Genomic DNA, 16,641 nt, shown 5'->3' with positions numbered 1-16,641 from the left:
GCTTACTTGCGCTTGAGCTCGGCCAGTGCGCTGAAAGCATTGCCGGGACGGACGTTCTCGGCCTGGCGGCGCGGACGGCGATTGCCTCGCCACGTCCAGGCATCGCCCTTCGGGACGAAGCCGACGTCGGCCATGAGCCGCTCGACGGTTGCGGGGTCGAGGCCGAGGCTGGTGACAAGCGCCTGGTCGATCACTTCGGCGTTGCCCGATTGCTTCGCGGCATGGGCATGCGCGGCCAGCCGGTCGGCGAGGTCGATACGAATCCAGCTGGCGCCGAAACGGCGGAAAGCTAGCGCGGCACCGCGCGGGTCGGCGCTTCCGTCGAGCGTCGACGCCGACGGATCGGGAAGGCGCGGCATCGGCTGGCCGGCGCGGATTGCGAGCAGGGCAGCTCGCCAGCGCTGCGCGCCTGGCTTCAGCAGGCCTGGAACGAACAGGTCGAGCGCCCCGAGCCGGACCCGGAGGCGGTGAAGCGAATGGCGGTCCGCTTTTTCCAGAGCGGCGACCTGCGCGGCGATCGCTCTCCTCGGCAGGAGCCCGCCGGCATCGGCAAGCATTGCGGCTAGCGCACGGACGCCCGGCGTGACGCCAGGGTCGGAAGCCGCCCGGCCGAGGTCCTTCAGCGGCCGGACGTGGCGATCGAGCTCGGACTCGATCCATTTCTCAAGACGCGCGCGAAGTTCTGCCCGGCGCTGCGCCGACAGCCGATCGAGGGGACGGGTCGTTCGTACCGCGGGTTCGGTCAGCGAACGGCCAGCCGACAGCCGGGCGAGTATGTGGCCCTCCCACCCCAAGGCGAGCCCCCCTTCATCTTCGACGACGAGCGTGAAGGCCTCGTCAGGGGCCTCGAGAAGGCTTTTCGCCCGGCGGTCGAGCTCATCGCCAAGGCGTCGCTCGGCAGCGGCAAGAAGAAGCCTCTTGTCGGCATGGCGAGCGGCCGGGTCGACCTTGAAATCGAAGCCGGCGAGGTGCCCGATCGGCTCCGGCCCGACGCTGACCTCGCCGTCCGCGGCAACGGTGACGGGGAGCGCGTCCGCCCCGCGAGCGCCGATGTCGCGGACGAGGACGGCGGTGCGCCGGTCGACGAATCGCTGGGTCAGCCGTTCGTGCAAGGCATCGCTTAGCCGCGCCTCGACGCTGCGCGTCCGTTCCGCCCACTTCAACGGGTCGGCCAGCCAGTCGGCGCGCTGAGCGATATAAGCCCAGCTGCGAATTCCGGCCAGGCGATCAGCGAGCGCCTCGATATCGCCATTGACATTGTCGAGCCGCGCAACTTCCGCGGCGAACCATTCGTGCGGAATGTGCCCGCCTTCATGAATGTAGCTGAATAGTCGCCGCACCATGCGCGCATGGTGCATCGGACCGACCTTACGGAAATCGGGAAGGCCGCAAGCCGCCCAAAGGCGGCGGGCAGCCGGGCCGCGCGTGTGGGCGATGACCGGGTCCTCGGCTAAAGTCTTGATGACAGCCAGGTCGATGGCCATCGGCGCGGGCCGCAATAAGGGATCGTCGCTCCTTTCCTCAAGGCTGCGGATCAGGCTGACCACATCCGTGAAATCGAGGTCGCTTGAGCGCCAATACAGGTGGTCGAGCGGGCGGAAACGATGCTCCTCGATCGCGTCGATCTCCTCGTCGCTGAATTGCGGACCGGTTTCGCCGCCAAGGCTCAGTGTGCCGAAGCTGCCATCTTTCTGGTGGCGACCCGCGCGTCCCGCGATCTGCGCCATTTCCGAGATCGTCAGGCGGCGGTCGCGACGGCCGTCGAATTTCTCGAGACCGGCAAAGGCGACGTGGCCGACGTCCATGTTGAGGCCCATGCCGATGGCGTCGGTGGCGACCAGATAATCGACTTCGCCGCGCTGGAACATGGCGACCTGCGCATTGCGCGTGGCGGGCGAGAGCGCACCCATCACTACCGCCGCTCCGCCCTTGAAGCGGCGAAGCATTTCGGCAAGCGCGTAAACCTGCTCGGCGCTGAACGCGACGATGGCCGAACGGGGCGGCAGCCGCGACAGTTTCACCGCTCCGGCATAGCGAAGCGTCGAGAAGCGCGGGCGGCTGACGATCTCCGCTTCGGGCAGAAGCTCGCGGATCAGCGGACGAAGCGTGTCGGAGCCGAGGATCAGGGTCTCTTCCCGGCCGCGGGCGCGAAGCATCCGGTCGGTAAAGACATGGCCACGCTCAAGATCGCTGCCGAGCTGCGCTTCGTCGATCGCGGCGAAAGCGAACTGTTCCGGGAATGGGCCTTCGCGTGGCCGGTCGCCGCGCCCGGTCTTTACCGGCATGCTCTCGGCGGTGCACAGAACGTAGCGCGCGCCGGGCGGAACGATGCGCTCCTCCCCGGTCAGCAGCGCGACCTGATTCGCACCTTTGATGGCGACGACGCGATCGTAAACCTCGCGCGCCAGAAGGCGCAGCGGAAAACCGATCACGCCGCTCGAGTGCGCGCACATGCGCTCGATCGCCAAGTAGGTCTTGCCGGTATTCGTCGGGCCGAGAATCGCCCGGAGTATGCCGTCGTCGTGGGCGGCCATTTCACGAATGTGGCAGGCGATAGTCGCCGCTTCAAGCGGGGACTCTTCTTAAAGCGGCCTTAACCTTGTTTCGCCACACCGAAGCCAAGGAGTTAAGGCATTGCGCGAAGGTTGGCTCGGGCGGGGACAGGAAGGCGTCGCATTTGCGGCGCCCGCTGCGCCCGTATCATTTGGCCAGAAGCGCGCGCCGTTCACGCTTGTCGTAGATCTGGCTCAAGACATCGGTTCAGGTCGCTGGTGGCGCGGCGCTGCGACGCTCGGCGCACTAGCGGCCGCGCTCGGCTTGCTGGCACCGGGAATCGATCCGCTGCCCAGCCGTAAGAACAGCGTCTTTCCACGCGCCGTTGCCGAAGAGTGGCGGGCGGGCGGAGTCGGAACGCTTTCTTCCGGTTCGAGGAGCGGAATCCGCATGGCCCCGGGTTCCAACGTCGAGCTGATCGCCACCGTTCCGGAGCGCGCCGAGGTCCAGACGAAGCTAATGCTCGGCAAGGACGGGATCGGCCCGGCCCTGGTCCGAGCTGGCGCGTCCTACGCAGATTCCATCGCAGTTTCAGCGATGGTTCGGACCGCGAATGTACCAATTGCGCCGGGAACGCCGGTCGAGCTGACGCTCGGGCGCCGCGAAGCCGGCCGCCGAAGCATCGAGCGGGTCGCCTTTCGGGCCGGGCTCGACCTTCGGCTCCTCATCCATCGTACGGGTGGAGCGCTGTCGCTTCGTAAGATTGCGCTGAAGGTCGACGAGCGGCCGTTGCGGCTTCGCGGGGTGGCGGGCGACGGTCTCTATTGGGCGCTTCGAAATGCCGGCGCTTCGGCAATGACCGCCGCCGATTATCTGAAAGCCCTCGCTTCTGAAATCGATGTCGGCGAGATCGGCCCGCAGGACCGCTTCGACCTTGTCTTCGCCAATCGCCGGACCGCCGATGGCCTGGGCAAGGCTGGGATGCTGCTATACGCGGCGATCGACCGGACTTCGGCCAGCGACCTACAACTCGTCCGCTGGACGGCGGGCGGAAAGCCAATATGGGTCAACGCCGCGACGATTGGTGAGCGGCGCGAGGACGATGACGCCATGGCCTGGCCGGTCGATGCTCCGATCACCTCGCGATTCGGACTTCGGGTCCATCCGATCCTGCGCTTCGCCCGTATGCACCGGGGCATCGATTTCGGCGCCCGCTGGGGCACCCCCATTCACGCCGCCGCCGACGGCCAGGTGACCCGCGCGGGCTGGGCCGGCGGCTACGGCCGGCAGGTCCGTCTCGCGCATGGCGACGGCACGGCGACGAGCTACAGCCACATGAGCAGCATGACGGTCGAGCCCGGCGCCTTTGTGCGGCGCGGCCAGCTGATCGGCTATGTCGGCTCGTCCGGCCTCTCGACCGGCCCGCATCTCCACTATGAAGTCTATCGCGGCGGTGTGGCAGTCGATCCGTTGAGCGTTCGCTTCGTCACGTCGCGGCCGATCGATCCGGCGACAGTTGCGGCAATAAAGGCTCGAGTCAAACAACTCGCCCCCTGACCAGACGTCCGGCTGTGTGCCGAGCCCGACCGGCACATGCTGCTGCGGGTCAAGGTCGTCAAGCCGACCGTCGAGGTGCTTCCAAACCCTTGAGCATCTCAGGGTTAGCCCAGATTGCCGGGACGCCTGTCTCTGCGGCAAACCTGTCCGGCTCGGCATCGAGCGCGTGATCGGGAGGGCGTCATCGGCAACTTCGGCGAAGCGATCATCCTTACGGTCGGAACATTGTTTCCGATCATGAACCCTCTCAGCACTGCGCCACTGTTCGTTACGCTAACGGCCGGCTTCAGCCCCGAACGCCGTCACCGGGACGCGCGGATGGCCTGCATCTACGCTTTCTGGATCCTGGTGATCTTCCTTCTCCTAGGCACGGCGATCATCGAATTCTTCGGGATATCGGTCCCGGGAATAAGGATTGCGGGGGGCCTCATCATCTCGGTTCTGGGCTTCCGGATGCTGTTCCCGGCACCCCCGACCGGAGTGCAAAGCGACGCGGGATCGGAACTGGAGATTGCCTTCACGCCCCTGGCCATGCCGAGCCTCGCGGGACCGGGATCGATCTCTGTAGTCGTCACCGCGGCATCGCAAATCGAGAGTAACTTCCCGCACGATTATTCCGTAATATTCGGAGGCGTCACGGTAGGGATCGCCGTCACTCTTGTTATCGCCTGGGCAATTCTGCACGGCGCAGCTTCGATGGCGCGGTTCTTGGGACCGTCGGGAATCGACGCGCTCACCCGGATCTTCGGCTTCCTGCTGGTTTCGATCGGCATCCAGTTCCTCCTGACCGGCGCGAGCGATTTCTTCGGGCTGGAATACGTCAAATGACGGAGCCGCTATTCGTCGTTCTTCACGATCCGCCCGAAAGCGGGAGGGTGAAGGTCATCGGCATTTATTCGTCACTGGACTTGGCCGAGGCGGCCGCGGCGCGAGCGCGTACCCTTCCCGGATTCATCAACGAACCGCATGATTTCACCGTTCACCGCTACGAACTGGACAAGGATCACTGGCCGCGCGGCTTTGTGCGGTTGTGAGTTTGAGTGCCGGCCTGAAGTGAAATCAGGCCGTCAATTCTCGCTTCGCGAAGCTGGCCGCGGATAGCTGGCTCTTCGCGCTGCTCCGGCGACGCTAAAGCGTCGGCGTCGCTGCGCTTGGCGGCTTAGCGGCCGTGCCCCCTCCACCTTTTGATCGTGCGGGAGATGATACCGGCTTCATCGCCCGTCTCGCGCCACATTGCGGCAAAGCTCGGGTCGGACGAAGCAGGACGCTTTTCGGGCTCGAGATCGTCGAAGCGGACGCGGATCGGAATCGCGACGCCCTCGCCGCAGACGATGCATTCGCGGTTGCGGAGCGCCGGGATAGCGTCGAGGAAGCCGCGCGCGCCCTCCGGCATCGCAGCGCGGACACAGGCCTGGTCGCGATCGTTGTTGAGGCGCATCGAGATGATCGTGCCGCACTGCGACAACACGCCTTCGGCAAGGTCGGACGGACGCTGCGTGATGAGGCCCAGCGAAACGCCGTATTTACGTCCTTCCTTGGCGATCCGCTCAAGGATCTTGCGGACGGCCTGAGCGCCGGAATGCTCGTCTTTGGGAACGTAGCGGTGCGCCTCTTCGCAGACGAGGAGCAGCGGGCGCTGCGCTTCGGTGCGGCTCCAGATCGCATAGTCGAAGACCATCCGGGCGAGCACTGACACGACGACGCTGGTGATCTCGCTAGGAACGCCGGAGACGTCGACGATGCTGATCGGTTTGCCATTGGCGGGCAGGCGGAACAGCTTGGCGATGAAGCTGCCCATTGAATCGCTGACCAGCATGCCCGAGAACATAAAGGTGAAGCGCGGGTCGGCGCGAAGCTCGTCCAGCTTGTTCTTGAGCCGCTGGTAGGGCGTCGTGTCGCCGGCACGGTCGAGCTTGCCCATTTCGGCGACGAGGATCTGGTTGAGGTCCGTGAGCAGGTAGGGGATCGGCGAATCCACTGTCACCTTGCCGTACTGCTCGACATTCTTGCCTTTGGTCCGTGCGGCGAGAAGGCATTTGCCGAGGATGTCGGCGTCGCGCTGCCGCTCGGCACCATCGGTAGTCAGGAACACCTCGCAATGTTCCTCAAAGTTCATCAGCCAGTAGGGAAGCTGGAGGTTGTCGACGTTGAACAGCTCGCCGCAATCCTTGAACGCGGCCGAATATTCGCCGTGCGGGTCGATCATCACGATGTGACCCTCGGGGCTGAGCTGCGAAATTCGGTGCAGTATCAGCGCGACTGAGGTCGATTTACCGGTACCGGTTGAGCCCAAGATTGCGAAATGCTTCGAGAGCATCGGATCGACATAGAGCGCGCCGCGAATGTCCTCGGTCGGGTAGACTGTGCCGATCTCGACGTGTGGGGCGTCGTCGGCCGCGAATATTGCGCGCATGTCCTCGGTGTTGACCGGATAGACCTCGCTGCCCGGAATCGGATAGCGCGTAACGCCGCGGCGGAAAGCGGTCATACGGCCGCCGGAGCCGGTCTGACCTTCGCCGAGAAAGTCGATGTTGGCGACCACCCCGCCGCTTTCGGCGCGCAAGGTGCGGACGTTGGCGATGAGCCACGATCCGGCGACCTTCATCTTGACTTGGCTGCCGACCTGCCCGGCCATGGACACGGACGGGTCGCGGTGGTCGGCGAGGGTATGAAGTGCCGCAACGTCCATTCGGATTTGCGATCCCGAGCCGGCGATGTCGAGCACCTCGCCAATTGCAGCAAGCGGCGCCGATGGCGCGGCCGGAACGGGCTTTCCCTGCACCTGGTCGTCATCGCTGAAGCTCGACAGGTGATCTGCGAACTGCTGCAGGTCCGGTTGCTCGTCCATGGTCACTCACTCACTGCCTAAGGTGACCCTTTGAGTAAGCGAAGCCGGTAAAATTAAGCTTAAAGGCCCGATCTGCGAGCGAACAGCCAAGCTGCGGCCCAGCCCATGCCGAGCGAGAGGAGGACTGCGGCGAGGCCGTAAAAGAAGCCGTGGCGATTAGCGGCCAAGGCAACGAAGCGCTCGAAGCCCGACTTGCCAATCTCGATGTCGCGGGTGGCGGCAGCGATGACGCGGCCATTTTCGATCAGGAAGGTTTCGGCGGTGTAGGTGCCAACCGGCACCTGACTGGGGATGGTGATGCGCGCCCTGTAAAGAACGCCTTCGCTAATCTCGACCCCGCCCGGCGCTTCCGAATAGAGGCCTTCGCGCGTTCGGAGGTCAAGCAGGCCGGCTTCGAAGCGCCGTTCCTTGTCGGGAAGCGCGCCTCCGCCAGAGGACAGCTGCAGACCGGACAGGCCGAGTTCGTAGATCGCCGCGGTCCGCTCATCGACCAGCTCCTTGATCGGCTTGGACGCGGCGATAGCGTAGAAGCCGGGCGCGGATTGGAAGCGATGAGAATCGGCGTTCATCCAGATCCCGGCGATCTTTTGCTTTTCGCGAACCAGGATCGGTTCGACCGGACCCTTGAGCACAACTGCGATGTCCGGATTGTCGGCCGGCGTCCGACCGCCAGGATAGAGAATGGCGCCGAACAGCAGCAACTGCGCGCCGGTGAAGCTGTAGCGGATCGAGATTGAGCGGGCGCTGATGTCGGGGACGAGACGCGGGGCTGCTGCACCGATGAGGAATGGCGCAAGCGCCAGGAGGATGCCGGCGCGAACCCTCACAAGAATGTGACCGTATAGATTTCATCCGGGCGCCAGGCGAGGCCCAATGCCATCCGCAGCGCGACGAGCAGGATGATGACGGCAAGCGCCATTCTGAGTAGGTCGGGCTTGAGCTTGGTCGCCAGCCTCGCGCCATATTGCGCACCGACGACGCCTCCGATCAGTAGCAGTGCGGCGAGGACGATGTCCACAGCGTGCGTGGTCATCGAATGGACCATGGTAGTCACTGCGCTCACCGCTAGGATCATGAGCAGGCTGGTGCCGATCACGACGCGCGGGGCCATGCCCAGCAGATAGATCATCGCGGGAACGAGGATGAAGCCGCCGCCGACGCCGAGAAGCATGGTCAGCATCCCGGCGGCAAACCCGAGCGCGAGCGGCGCAAGTGGCGAGATGTAAAGCCCGGAGGCGTAAAAGCGCGTTCTGTACGGGAGCGAGGCAACCCACCGGTTGTGGCGTTGCGGCTGCGGCGCTGGGGCAGGAGCCTCGACCCAGCCGAGTGCGACCAGCGCGTCCTTTAGCATCAACCCGCCGATCCCGCCGAGCAAAAGGACATAGAGAAAGCCGATGATGAGATCGATCTGTCCGCTTGCCTGGAGCCAGCGGAACAAGACAGCGCCGACCAATGAGCCGACGCTTCCGCCGAGGATCATGACACCGCCCATCTTGAGGTCTACCCCGCCCCGCCGCATGTGCGCATGCGCTCCCGATACGCTGGCGCCGGTGATCTGCGTGGTTGCGGACGCAACCGCCACGGTTGGCGGAATGCCGTAGAAGATCAGTAACGGAGTCGTCAGGAAACCTCCGCCGACGCCGAACATCCCGGAGAGCAGGCCGACGACCCCGCCAAGCGCGATGATCAGCAGCGCGTTGACCGACATTCCGGCGATGGGAAGGTAAATATCCATGCGTCCGCAGTGACGCTAGCCGCGCGGCTCTCCGGTTTCCAGTGAAGGGATTACTAGAAGTCGTTGGCGATGGTCAGCGCCGGGCCATAAGGCTGCTGCGGGCAAGGGCGTCGTAGCCGTAGGGCGGCATGGCCGGCGCGGTCGGGTCCGCCTCGCTGAACGCCTGCGTCGCCGGCGTCGAAACCAAATGCTGAAGAGGATTGCGCAAGAGACTGGGCACATTCCGGCGGCACCAGCGCCGTCTTCCCAGCAGTAGGCCGAGGCTCGCCGCGCGAACGCCGACCCACCCAAACAAGACGAGGCCGGTAAACCGGATGGGCGCGCTCAACGTATATTCTCTTGAGCCGGGAAAGTGGGACTGGTCTTGTCCGAGCAGGCGGGACCTCCAGCGAGGATTGCGATGGAGCGCTTGACCGCGAGAATGGCGATAAAGTTTCCGACCACCATTCGGGGCAGAGAGCGAAGCCCTTCGGCAGGGCCATAAGCCGCGGTCACGAAGCCGAAGCGGACAAGTAGGCGCCAGAACAGCATCGCCAGGTTGAACTTCAACAGGAAGGAGAGCGTCGGCGAAACCGCCAAGGTTACAGGCGCCCCGAGCGCCATGGCGATGCCGATCTGGAGCCAGAGGAATGCCGCCGAATAGCCGGCGACAAGAAGCAGGGCGACGAGCGGTCCGCGCAGGTCGCGCATTCGCATCCAGCGCTCGCCTAGGCCGCCCTGCCAGCCGAGGCGTTCACAGCCGGAAAGTGCGATACCACCAATCCACCGGGCCTTCTGGCGGACCGCTGCGCCGAGCGACTCCGGAAAATGGTCGCGCGAGGCGACCACCGCCCGGCTTCCGGCATAGGCCGGAATGCGGACGAACATGCTCGATTCGGCGAGCGCGCCAAGCCGCAGGCCAAGCTCATAATCCTCGGTCAGGCAGTCGGCTGCGAATGGATGGCCGTCACGGCCGGCGGCGAGACGCGCAAGGGCGGCACGCTCGATCGCGCAGCCCACGCCGGCGAGCGGTATCGACGCCCCGATCGCTTCGCGAACGACCATTTCCTTCCCGTGGCACTCGGCGAATTCGTCGCAGTAATGGCCCGAGATCCAAGGAGAATTCGGGCTCGGCAAGGGAAGCACGGGAAGCTGGACGAGCGCCGCCCGCTCGACGAGCGCATCGAACAGCGAAAGCTCCAGCGGATGAACGAGATCTTCCGAGTCGTGAAGAATCACCGCCTTTGCCGTCCAGCTCTCGCGGCATTCGGTGGCGACCAGCGCATCATAGAGTTGATTGAGGCAATCGGCCTTCGTCGTCGGCTCGGAATGCGGAAGTACGATGACTTCCACGCGCGGGTCCGCAATCCTGCTCATCGCGGCCAGAGTCGCGGCATCGTTGGGATAGACACCGACGAAGATACGGAAGTCGCTAGCGTCCCAACGCTCGGTCGTAGCGCGGACCATGTCCGCGGCGACCGTGCCTTCGTCCAAGGCGGGAACAAACAATGCCATTTGTCCCGGACGGCGCGGCTTGGTCAGCCTGTCGGCGTCGGCTCGCCGATGCCGGCTGAAGACTGTTGCGGAGCGCCACAGTCGCCGGCCGAAGTAGATGAGGTCGACGGCAAGGTCGTCGAGAGCAAACAGCAGGAAGCCGGCCGCAGCAAATAGCGCCAGTTCCGATGCCAAGTCGGCAATCAGAAATGATGGGGTCACGGCAACATGGCCGCGAAGACAAACGCTGGACGCAACACTCGCCTCCCAACCCCTGAAAGGACCGGACACCGAGCGGGCGGAAACAATCACAATGCCTCGCAAAGGGCAAGGCCGCTCCGAAGCGGTTGGAAATCCCGCCAAAACGAGACTCACAAGCTCTGTTCGCCGCTGTCACATTCCGGGACGAGCTTTAACTTTCGTTAACGCCGAATCTTGACTTTTCATTCATCGGGATGCACGGCTTCGGAGCGTTGCAAGCGGCGCGAATTGCTCAACTTCATTGGGAATTACGCGGCCTGCCGCGAAGGGGATTTAGAGAAGTCATATGCGCCGACTCGTCCAGCTGCTGATCGACCGTTCGGGTGCCGCCGTCGCGGAATACGCCCTCGTGTTCGCGATCCTCGGCGCGGCGATCACCTTCGGCGCGTTGGCGCTTGGGACGGCCGTGACCGATTCTGTCGAAGCGCCCGCCGAATGCGCGACCTCCTCGACCGCGCCCGGCTGCTGAACTAACGCATCCGAATGTTGGCGTCTGTGCTTGCGCTGGCGGCTATTGTCGCCGCAGCCGGTCCGCCGCGCACAATCGTTGCGCGCGGCCAATGGGCGGCATTCGATCGCGGCTCGCAATGCGAAGCCGTCACCCGGGCGCTATTGCCCGAGGATGTGCGCAAGCCGGCAACCATCCTGGCAATAACCTACGACCGCAGCGGGCGCCGTTCGGGCGAATTATCCTTTCGATTTCGCAGGCCGTTGCGCGAAGGAAGCAGCGTGATCCTGACCGTCGGCGATCAGCCGTTCGATCTCGTCGCTCGCGGCCAGTCCGCATGGAGCCGAGGGTCGGCACAGGAAGCCGCGATAATTACTGCGATCCGCGCGTCTGGCGGCGCGCACCTTTCGTCCCGCGACCAGTCGGGACGGCGGATGACCGATCGCTTCCTGCTTGACGGGGCGCCGACGACGATCGACGCTGCGGCCGCGGCCTGCTCCAAGCCGCAGTAGAATTTTCGCCACATTCGCACTACATGGGCGCCAATCCATGAGCGCCGATACTGCCTTGATGCCGATTCCCGGCACCGTCGATCCCGTGCCCGTCAAGCGCGCGGTTAGCCCGCGAGCCGACGGCAGGACCGAATTGGTCGGCCTGCCCAGGGACGACATCCGACGGGTATTGGAAACGGCAGGGCTCGAGCCGAAGCAGGCCAGGCTCCGCGCCAAGCAGATCTGGCACTGGATCTACAACCGCGGTGCGACCGATTTCGAATCGATGACCGACATCGCCAAGGCGCAGAAGCCATGGCTTGCCGAGCGGTTTGCGATCACGCGTCCGGATGTGGTCGAGGCGCAGGTCTCAATCGACGGCACCCGCAAGTGGCTGCTGAAGACGCATGACGGCCACGATTTCGAGATGGTCTTCATTCCGGATGCGGACCGCGGCACGCTTTGCGTATCGAGCCAGGTCGGCTGCACCCTCAACTGCCGCTTTTGCCACACCGGCACGATGGCGCTGGTCCGCAACCTCGAGCCTGCGGAGATCGTCGGCCAGGTCATGCTCGCCCGCGACGCGCTGGGCGAATGGCCGTCTAGCCCGGAAGGACGGATGCTGACCAACATCGTCATGATGGGCATGGGAGAGCCACTCTACAACTTCGACAATGTCCGCGACGCCCTGAAGATCGTCATGGACGGCGACGGGCTTGGCCTGTCGAAGCGCCGCATCACGCTGTCGACCAGTGGCGTCGTTCCGATGATGGAGCGCGCCGGCGAAGAGATCGGGGTGAACCTGGCCGTCTCGCTTCACGCGGTGACGAAGGAAGTCCGCGACGAGATCGTGCCATTGAACCGCAAATACGGGATCGAGCAATTGCTCGAGGCCTGCGCCGCTTATCCTGGCGCCAACAACGCCCGCCGCATCACCTTCGAATATGTGATGCTCAAGGACAAGAACGACAGCGACGAAGACGCGCGCGAGCTGGTGCGCCTGCTCAAGGCCTACAAGCTTCCGGCCAAGGTCAACCTGATCCCCTTCAATCCGTGGGGCGGGGCGCCCTACGAATGCTCGACCCCGGATCGAATCCGGGCGTTCAGCAACATCGTCTTCGAATCCGGCATCAGCGCTCCGGTGCGGACTCCGCGTGGCCGCGACATCGACGCTGCCTGCGGGCAGCTCAAGACCGCCGCGGAACGAAGGAAGCGCAACGCCGCCTGACGCTTGCTTGCGCGCCGCCGCAGGCTAAGCTCCGCCGCGATCACCGGAGGGGCGGCCCATGGCTTTACTCGAAAACCTGCTCGAGAAAATCATCAGCAACGGCAGGCTGACTCTCATCCTACCGGGCGGCGGCAAGCGGTCGTTCGGTCCGGGCGAAGGCGACGGGCTTAGGGTGCGGATGGCGGATCGACGAGTTGCCCTCGCCATTCTCCGCAATCCCCGGCTCGCCGTCGGCGAAGCGTATATGGACGGCCGGCTGGAGGTCGAGAACGGGACGATCCTCGACCTTCTGAAGCTGGTCGTCGGGTCCAACCGCTGGGAGGACGGCGGCAAGGGGCGGGCCAAGCTCAACAAGGGCAAGATGAACCCGGTTCGCGCGCTGTTCCGGCGCAACTGGCGCAAGGAGTCGCGGCGCAACGTCGCCCATCATTACGATCTAAGCGACGAGCTCTACGAGACTTTTCTCGACCCCGACATGCAGTATAGCTGCGCTTATTATACGGATCCGTCGAACAGCCTCGAACAGGCGCAGCTGGACAAAAAGGCGCATATCGCCGCCAAGCTCGCGCTGAAGCCGGGCCAGAAGGTGCTCGACATCGGCTGCGGCTGGGGCGGAATGGCGCTTTACCTTAACCGCGTCGCGGATGTGGACGTCACCGGAGTCACATTGTCGGAGCACCAGCTCGCGGTTGCTCGCCGCCGCGCCAAGGAAGCCGGCGTCGAGGATCGGGTGCGGTTCGAACTGATCGACTATCGCGATGTCGAAGGGCCGTTCGACCGGATCGTGTCGGTCGGCATGTTCGAGCATGTCGGCCTGGCCCATTTCGACGAATTCTTCGCCAAGTGCCGCTCGCTGCTGAAGCCCGATGGCGTGATGCTGCTTCACACCATCGGCAAGTTCGGCAAGGCCGGGAAGTCGTCGGATCCGTTCGTCGCCAAATATATTTTCCCCGGCGGTTACTTGCCGTCGCTGAACGACATCACCTCAGCAAGCGGCCGCCAGCGACTAATCACCAGCGATATCGAGACGCTTCGCCTGCACTACGCGCTCACCGTACGCGAATGGCTGAAGCGGTTCACCGCGGCGCGGCCGAAGATGGTGAGGCTCTACGACGAGCGCTTTTGCCGGATGTGGGAGTTCTACCTGTCCGGTGCGATCGTCTTTTTCGAGAGCGGCTCGGGCTGCAACTACCAGCTGCAATATATCCGCGAGCGCAGCGCTCTTCCGATCACGCGCGATTACATGATCGAGGAAGAGCGCCGCCTCCGCGACCTTGGCTGAACGCTGAGCCTATCTGGCGTGAAGCTCTGCCAGCAGGTGGGGCGCCGGGTAGATATTGCGCAGCGCTTCCTCGACCGCGTCGGTGGATACAACGACGGTGCGGTTGATCGTCCCGTCGTAACCGTAATTCCCGCCAAGCGAGTGGATGTTGCCGTCGAAGGCGGCGCCGATCACCGTGCCGGCGCGGTCAATGACGGGCGAGCCCGAATTGCCGCCGATGATGTCGTTGGTAGTGACGAAATCGTAGGTCGCCTCCTTGTCGATCCGTGCCTTGTTGGAAACGAAGGCCGGCGGAAGGTCGAACGGTTCGAACCCCGTCGCGCGGTCGAACGTCCCGCCCAGCGTCGTGCGGGTCGGAACCTGGCGGCCGTTCTCGGTCCAGCCGGCGACCTTTCCGTAGCTGATCCGTAGCGTGAAGGTCGCGTCCGGATATGCCGAGCTTCCGTAAGCGGCGAAGCGCGCGTCGGCGAGTTTGGCCTGGGCCGCGGTCAGTGGCGCGTCGACCAGTTCGTCGTAACGTTTTTGGAGCGCTCGGTCGTTGGCGTCGATCGAGCGGGCATAGACGATCATCGGGTCTTTCGACGCCGCGATCGCTTTCGCGCCCCCGTCGAGCAGCGCCCGACGTACCGCGGGATCGGCAAGCTGCGTCCCGGCAACGAGCCGCTTCGCCAGCGCTTCGGGCGATTCCTTGCCGAGCAGGATTTTCGTCTGTGGATGGTCCGCGCCGAGATATTCGCGCGCCTTCGACAACGACCATTCCATCGTCAGCGCGTCGAGCCAGGGATAGATGGGCCGCGGGTCGGTCAGCCTCTTCTCTGCCAGCGGAATCGCCGAATCCGAATAGCCGGGCAGGCGTTCGGCTGCGGGCTTGCCGCGCTCAGACGCTAGCCGGACCAGCGTCATCGCATAGTTGAACAGGTCTCCGCTCGGCAGCGAGAAGCGGTCGGCGATATAGAAATCGCGGTAGGCGTTCATCGCCGAGGCGATGTCGGCCCACGGATTGCCGATCGCCGAGTTGCCCTGGCTGCGCGCTTTCAGCTCAGCGTCGGCTGCCGCGAGCTTGCCGACGAACACCGGGTCGCCGAGCGCTTTCTGGCGGCCGATATATACCTTCAGGCTGTTCTCGATCCCGCCGAGCGTCTCGGCGGCCTCGCGCGCCTTGGCCGGATCGGACGCCATCGCTGCGATCAACCTTCCGCGCAGCTCCGAATAGGTCGTGACCGTGATCGGCACCGCAAGCTCGCGCTGGAATGCCAGCTGCTCGCTGGTGAACATGCGCTGGGTCGAGCCGGGATTGCCGACGACGAACGTCGCTTCGCCGTCCTTCGGGCCGCGCGGGTTCCACTCCAGGTGCTGAGGCGTCGCGACGGGCTTGCCGTCCTCATAGGCCCGCAGGAAGCTCGCATCCATCGAATAGCGCGGGAAGTTGAAGTTGTCGGGGTCGCCGCCGAACTGCGCAGCCTGCGCTTCGGGCGCCCACACCAGCCGGACGTCGCTATATTTGCGGTAGATGTAGAGCTTGTACTGGCCGCCGCCGTAGAGCGAGACGACCTGGCAACGCGTCTTGCTCGTGTCGGTGCAGCCGGCCTTCTCGATTTCCGAAATGATCGCCGCGCGGGCCTTGATCGCCGCCTCGCCGGTGGCACTGCCGATTGCCGCCTTCACGCGCGGGGTGACGTCGGCGATCGCCGTGACGACCTCCGCCTGCTGGCCGGCGCACTTCAACTCCTCGTCCTTCGTACGCGCTGTGAAGCCGGCCTTCAGGATATTGTTGGAAGCCGTCGAGTTTTGCTCGACGCAGGTCGCGACACAATGGTGGTTGGTGAGGATCAGGGCCTGCCTTGAAACGAAGCTGGCGGAGCAGCCGCCGGTCAGGCGAACCGCGGAAGCGCGGACCTTGTCGAGCCACGCCTGGTCGGGCGCCCAGCCGTAATCGGACTGCATCTTCGCTGCCGGGAAGGCGTCGAACGTCCACATGCCTTCATCGGCATTGGCGGCGGAGAGCGGGAGGGAAAGACAGGCGGCAAAGAGAAACGAACGAATACGGCGCACGGACACAGGGCAACTCCAAGGCAACGAACAGCCACTGCTAAACCTGCACGAAAAAGGGCCCGGCACAAGGGGAAGCCGGGCCCTTTCGCGTGCAACTGTTAAAGGCGTTCAGCCGGCCTTTGGCGCCCGCGCAGCGCGTTGCTGCATCCGCTGCTGGCGCATCTGCTGACGCTCTTCCGGCGTGATCCGGCCATCGTGATTCACATCGACCATGTCGAAGTGGCGAACCGCCGCGGCCTGCGCCTCGGCGAGCGTAACCCGCCCGTCCTTGTCAGCGTCGGCGCGGCGCATCATCATGCCGGGCCCGCGCATCGCCATATGCTGGCCGCGCTTGCCCGCGCGTTCACCCCGATGCGCCTGACGCATCGTTCGCATCGAGTCGAATTCTTCGCGGCTGATCATGTTGTCGCGATTGGTGTCGAGCCGCTCGAAAGCGCCTGCTCCCGGAGTGCCGGCGGTCTTTCCGCGCATCGCCATGCGCTTGGCATGGCGCTCGCCGCGCATGGCCTGCATCTCGTCGCGGGTCAGAAAGCCGTCGCGATTTGAGTCCATCTGCGTGAAATGCTCGCGGACCATCGCCACCACGCCGTCGCGAGTCTGGGGCATCTGCATCATCGGCGATGCGGCCATCGGCGTAGCAGGGGCTGGGGCCGGTACCGTCTGCGGCGCCTGGGCCAAGGCGACCCCGGCCGTTCCGGCCAGCATGACGGAAAGAATAAGAGCCTTCATAATCCGACCTCCTCACAATCCCTTCGCGCGAACTTAACCCGCCG

15 protein-coding genes are annotated in these 16,641 nt (G+C 64.6%); 7 read left to right on the top strand and 8 right to left on the bottom strand.

The genetic code is table 11. From position 1 onward, the window contains the following. Positions 1–2: 2 nt before the first annotated feature. Positions 3–2,534 carry a helicase-related protein gene (locus G7076_RS11135; protein WP_166202859.1) on the bottom strand — a complete coding sequence of 844 codons (2,532 nt, stop codon included), beginning with the start codon at positions 2,532–2,534 and terminating at the stop codon, positions 3–5. A gap of 100 nt (positions 2,535–2,634) precedes the next feature. On the opposite strand from G7076_RS11135, the gene G7076_RS11130 reads away from it, so the two are divergent. The 3 genes from G7076_RS11130 (at position 2,635) to G7076_RS11120 (ending at position 5,084) form a co-directional block, all read left to right on the top strand. Then, the gene (locus G7076_RS11130) at positions 2,635–4,050 is read left to right on the top strand and encodes a M23 family metallopeptidase (RefSeq protein WP_166202857.1); all 1,416 of its coding nucleotides are present in this window, start codon (positions 2,635–2,637) and stop codon (positions 4,048–4,050) included. A gap of 237 nt (positions 4,051–4,287) precedes the next feature. After that, complete coding sequence (locus tag G7076_RS11125; RefSeq protein ID WP_166202854.1) at positions 4,288–4,878, top strand: MarC family NAAT transporter; 591 nt, start codon at positions 4,288–4,290, stop codon at positions 4,876–4,878. Then, on the top strand, positions 4,875–5,084 hold the full coding sequence (locus tag G7076_RS11120; RefSeq protein ID WP_166202851.1) for a hypothetical protein: 210 nt from the start codon (positions 4,875–4,877) through the stop codon (positions 5,082–5,084). Before G7076_RS11125 ends, G7076_RS11120 begins: the two co-directional genes overlap by 4 nt. A gap of 125 nt (positions 5,085–5,209) precedes the next feature. Here the strand turns inward: G7076_RS11120 and G7076_RS11115 are convergent, their stop codons facing one another. From G7076_RS11115 to G7076_RS11095, 5 genes are all read right to left on the bottom strand, one after another. Continuing rightward, a complete protein-coding gene (locus tag G7076_RS11115; protein WP_166202848.1) occupies positions 5,210–6,898 on the bottom strand; it encodes an ATP-binding protein in 1,689 nt (562 codons plus the stop codon). 59 nt (positions 6,899–6,957) lie between these two features. Further along, the gene (locus G7076_RS11110) at positions 6,958–7,725 is read right to left on the bottom strand and encodes a TIGR02186 family protein (RefSeq protein WP_166202843.1); all 768 of its coding nucleotides are present in this window, start codon (positions 7,723–7,725) and stop codon (positions 6,958–6,960) included. Further along, positions 7,722–8,633, bottom strand: a complete 912-nt coding sequence (locus G7076_RS11105) for a sulfite exporter TauE/SafE family protein (RefSeq protein ID WP_166202840.1) — start codon at positions 8,631–8,633, stop codon at positions 7,722–7,724. The genes G7076_RS11110 and G7076_RS11105 overlap by 4 nt, the downstream gene beginning before the upstream one ends. 73 nt (positions 8,634–8,706) lie before the next feature. After that, positions 8,707–8,961 (bottom strand): hypothetical protein, encoded by a 255-nt coding sequence (locus tag G7076_RS11100; RefSeq protein WP_166202837.1) that lies wholly within the window; start codon positions 8,959–8,961, stop codon positions 8,707–8,709. Beyond that, a complete protein-coding gene (locus G7076_RS11095) occupies positions 8,958–10,328 on the bottom strand; it encodes a glycosyl transferase family protein (RefSeq protein ID WP_166202834.1) in 1,371 nt (456 codons plus the stop codon). Before G7076_RS11095 ends, G7076_RS11100 begins: the two co-directional genes overlap by 4 nt. A 325-nt stretch (positions 10,329–10,653) precedes the next feature. Here G7076_RS11095 and G7076_RS11090 point away from each other — a divergent pair, with 325 nt between their 5' ends. The 4 genes from G7076_RS11090 to G7076_RS11075 are packed head-to-tail and all read left to right on the top strand — an operon-like array spanning position 10,654 to position 13,816. Then, positions 10,654–10,836: a Flp family type IVb pilin gene (locus G7076_RS11090; protein ID WP_166202831.1), complete on the top strand. Its 183-nt coding sequence runs from the start codon at positions 10,654–10,656 to the stop codon at positions 10,834–10,836. Between the two features lie 14 nt (positions 10,837–10,850). Further along, the gene (locus G7076_RS11085; protein ID WP_166202829.1) at positions 10,851–11,327 is read left to right on the top strand and encodes a hypothetical protein; all 477 of its coding nucleotides are present in this window, start codon (positions 10,851–10,853) and stop codon (positions 11,325–11,327) included. Positions 11,328–11,364: 37 nt separating this feature from the next. Further along, entirely contained in the window at positions 11,365–12,534 is a 1,170-nt protein-coding gene (gene rlmN / locus G7076_RS11080) for a 23S rRNA (adenine(2503)-C(2))-methyltransferase RlmN (RefSeq protein ID WP_240913790.1), read from the top strand. A gap of 58 nt (positions 12,535–12,592) precedes the next feature. Continuing rightward, the gene (locus tag G7076_RS11075) at positions 12,593–13,816 is read left to right on the top strand and encodes a cyclopropane-fatty-acyl-phospholipid synthase family protein (protein ID WP_166202826.1); all 1,224 of its coding nucleotides are present in this window, start codon (positions 12,593–12,595) and stop codon (positions 13,814–13,816) included. Between the two features lie 9 nt (positions 13,817–13,825). On the opposite strand, the gene G7076_RS11070 is transcribed toward G7076_RS11075, so the two are convergent. Next, positions 13,826–15,874, bottom strand: coding sequence for a S46 family peptidase (locus G7076_RS11070; protein ID WP_240913789.1), 2,049 nt, complete (start codon positions 15,872–15,874; stop codon positions 13,826–13,828). Between the two features lie 102 nt (positions 15,875–15,976). After that, positions 15,977–16,597, bottom strand: a complete 621-nt coding sequence (locus G7076_RS11065; RefSeq protein WP_166203614.1) for an EF-hand domain-containing protein — start codon at positions 16,595–16,597, stop codon at positions 15,977–15,979. Between the last annotated feature and the right edge of the window lie 44 nt (positions 16,598–16,641).

The sequence above is a fragment of the Sphingomonas sp. HDW15A genome, from assembly GCF_011301715.1.
In the GTDB taxonomy this organism is placed as follows: Bacteria; Pseudomonadota; Alphaproteobacteria; order Sphingomonadales; family Sphingomonadaceae; genus Sphingomicrobium.
The sequence above is the reverse complement of the archived record's forward strand: the minus strand, read 5'-3'. Positions and strand labels throughout refer to the sequence as shown.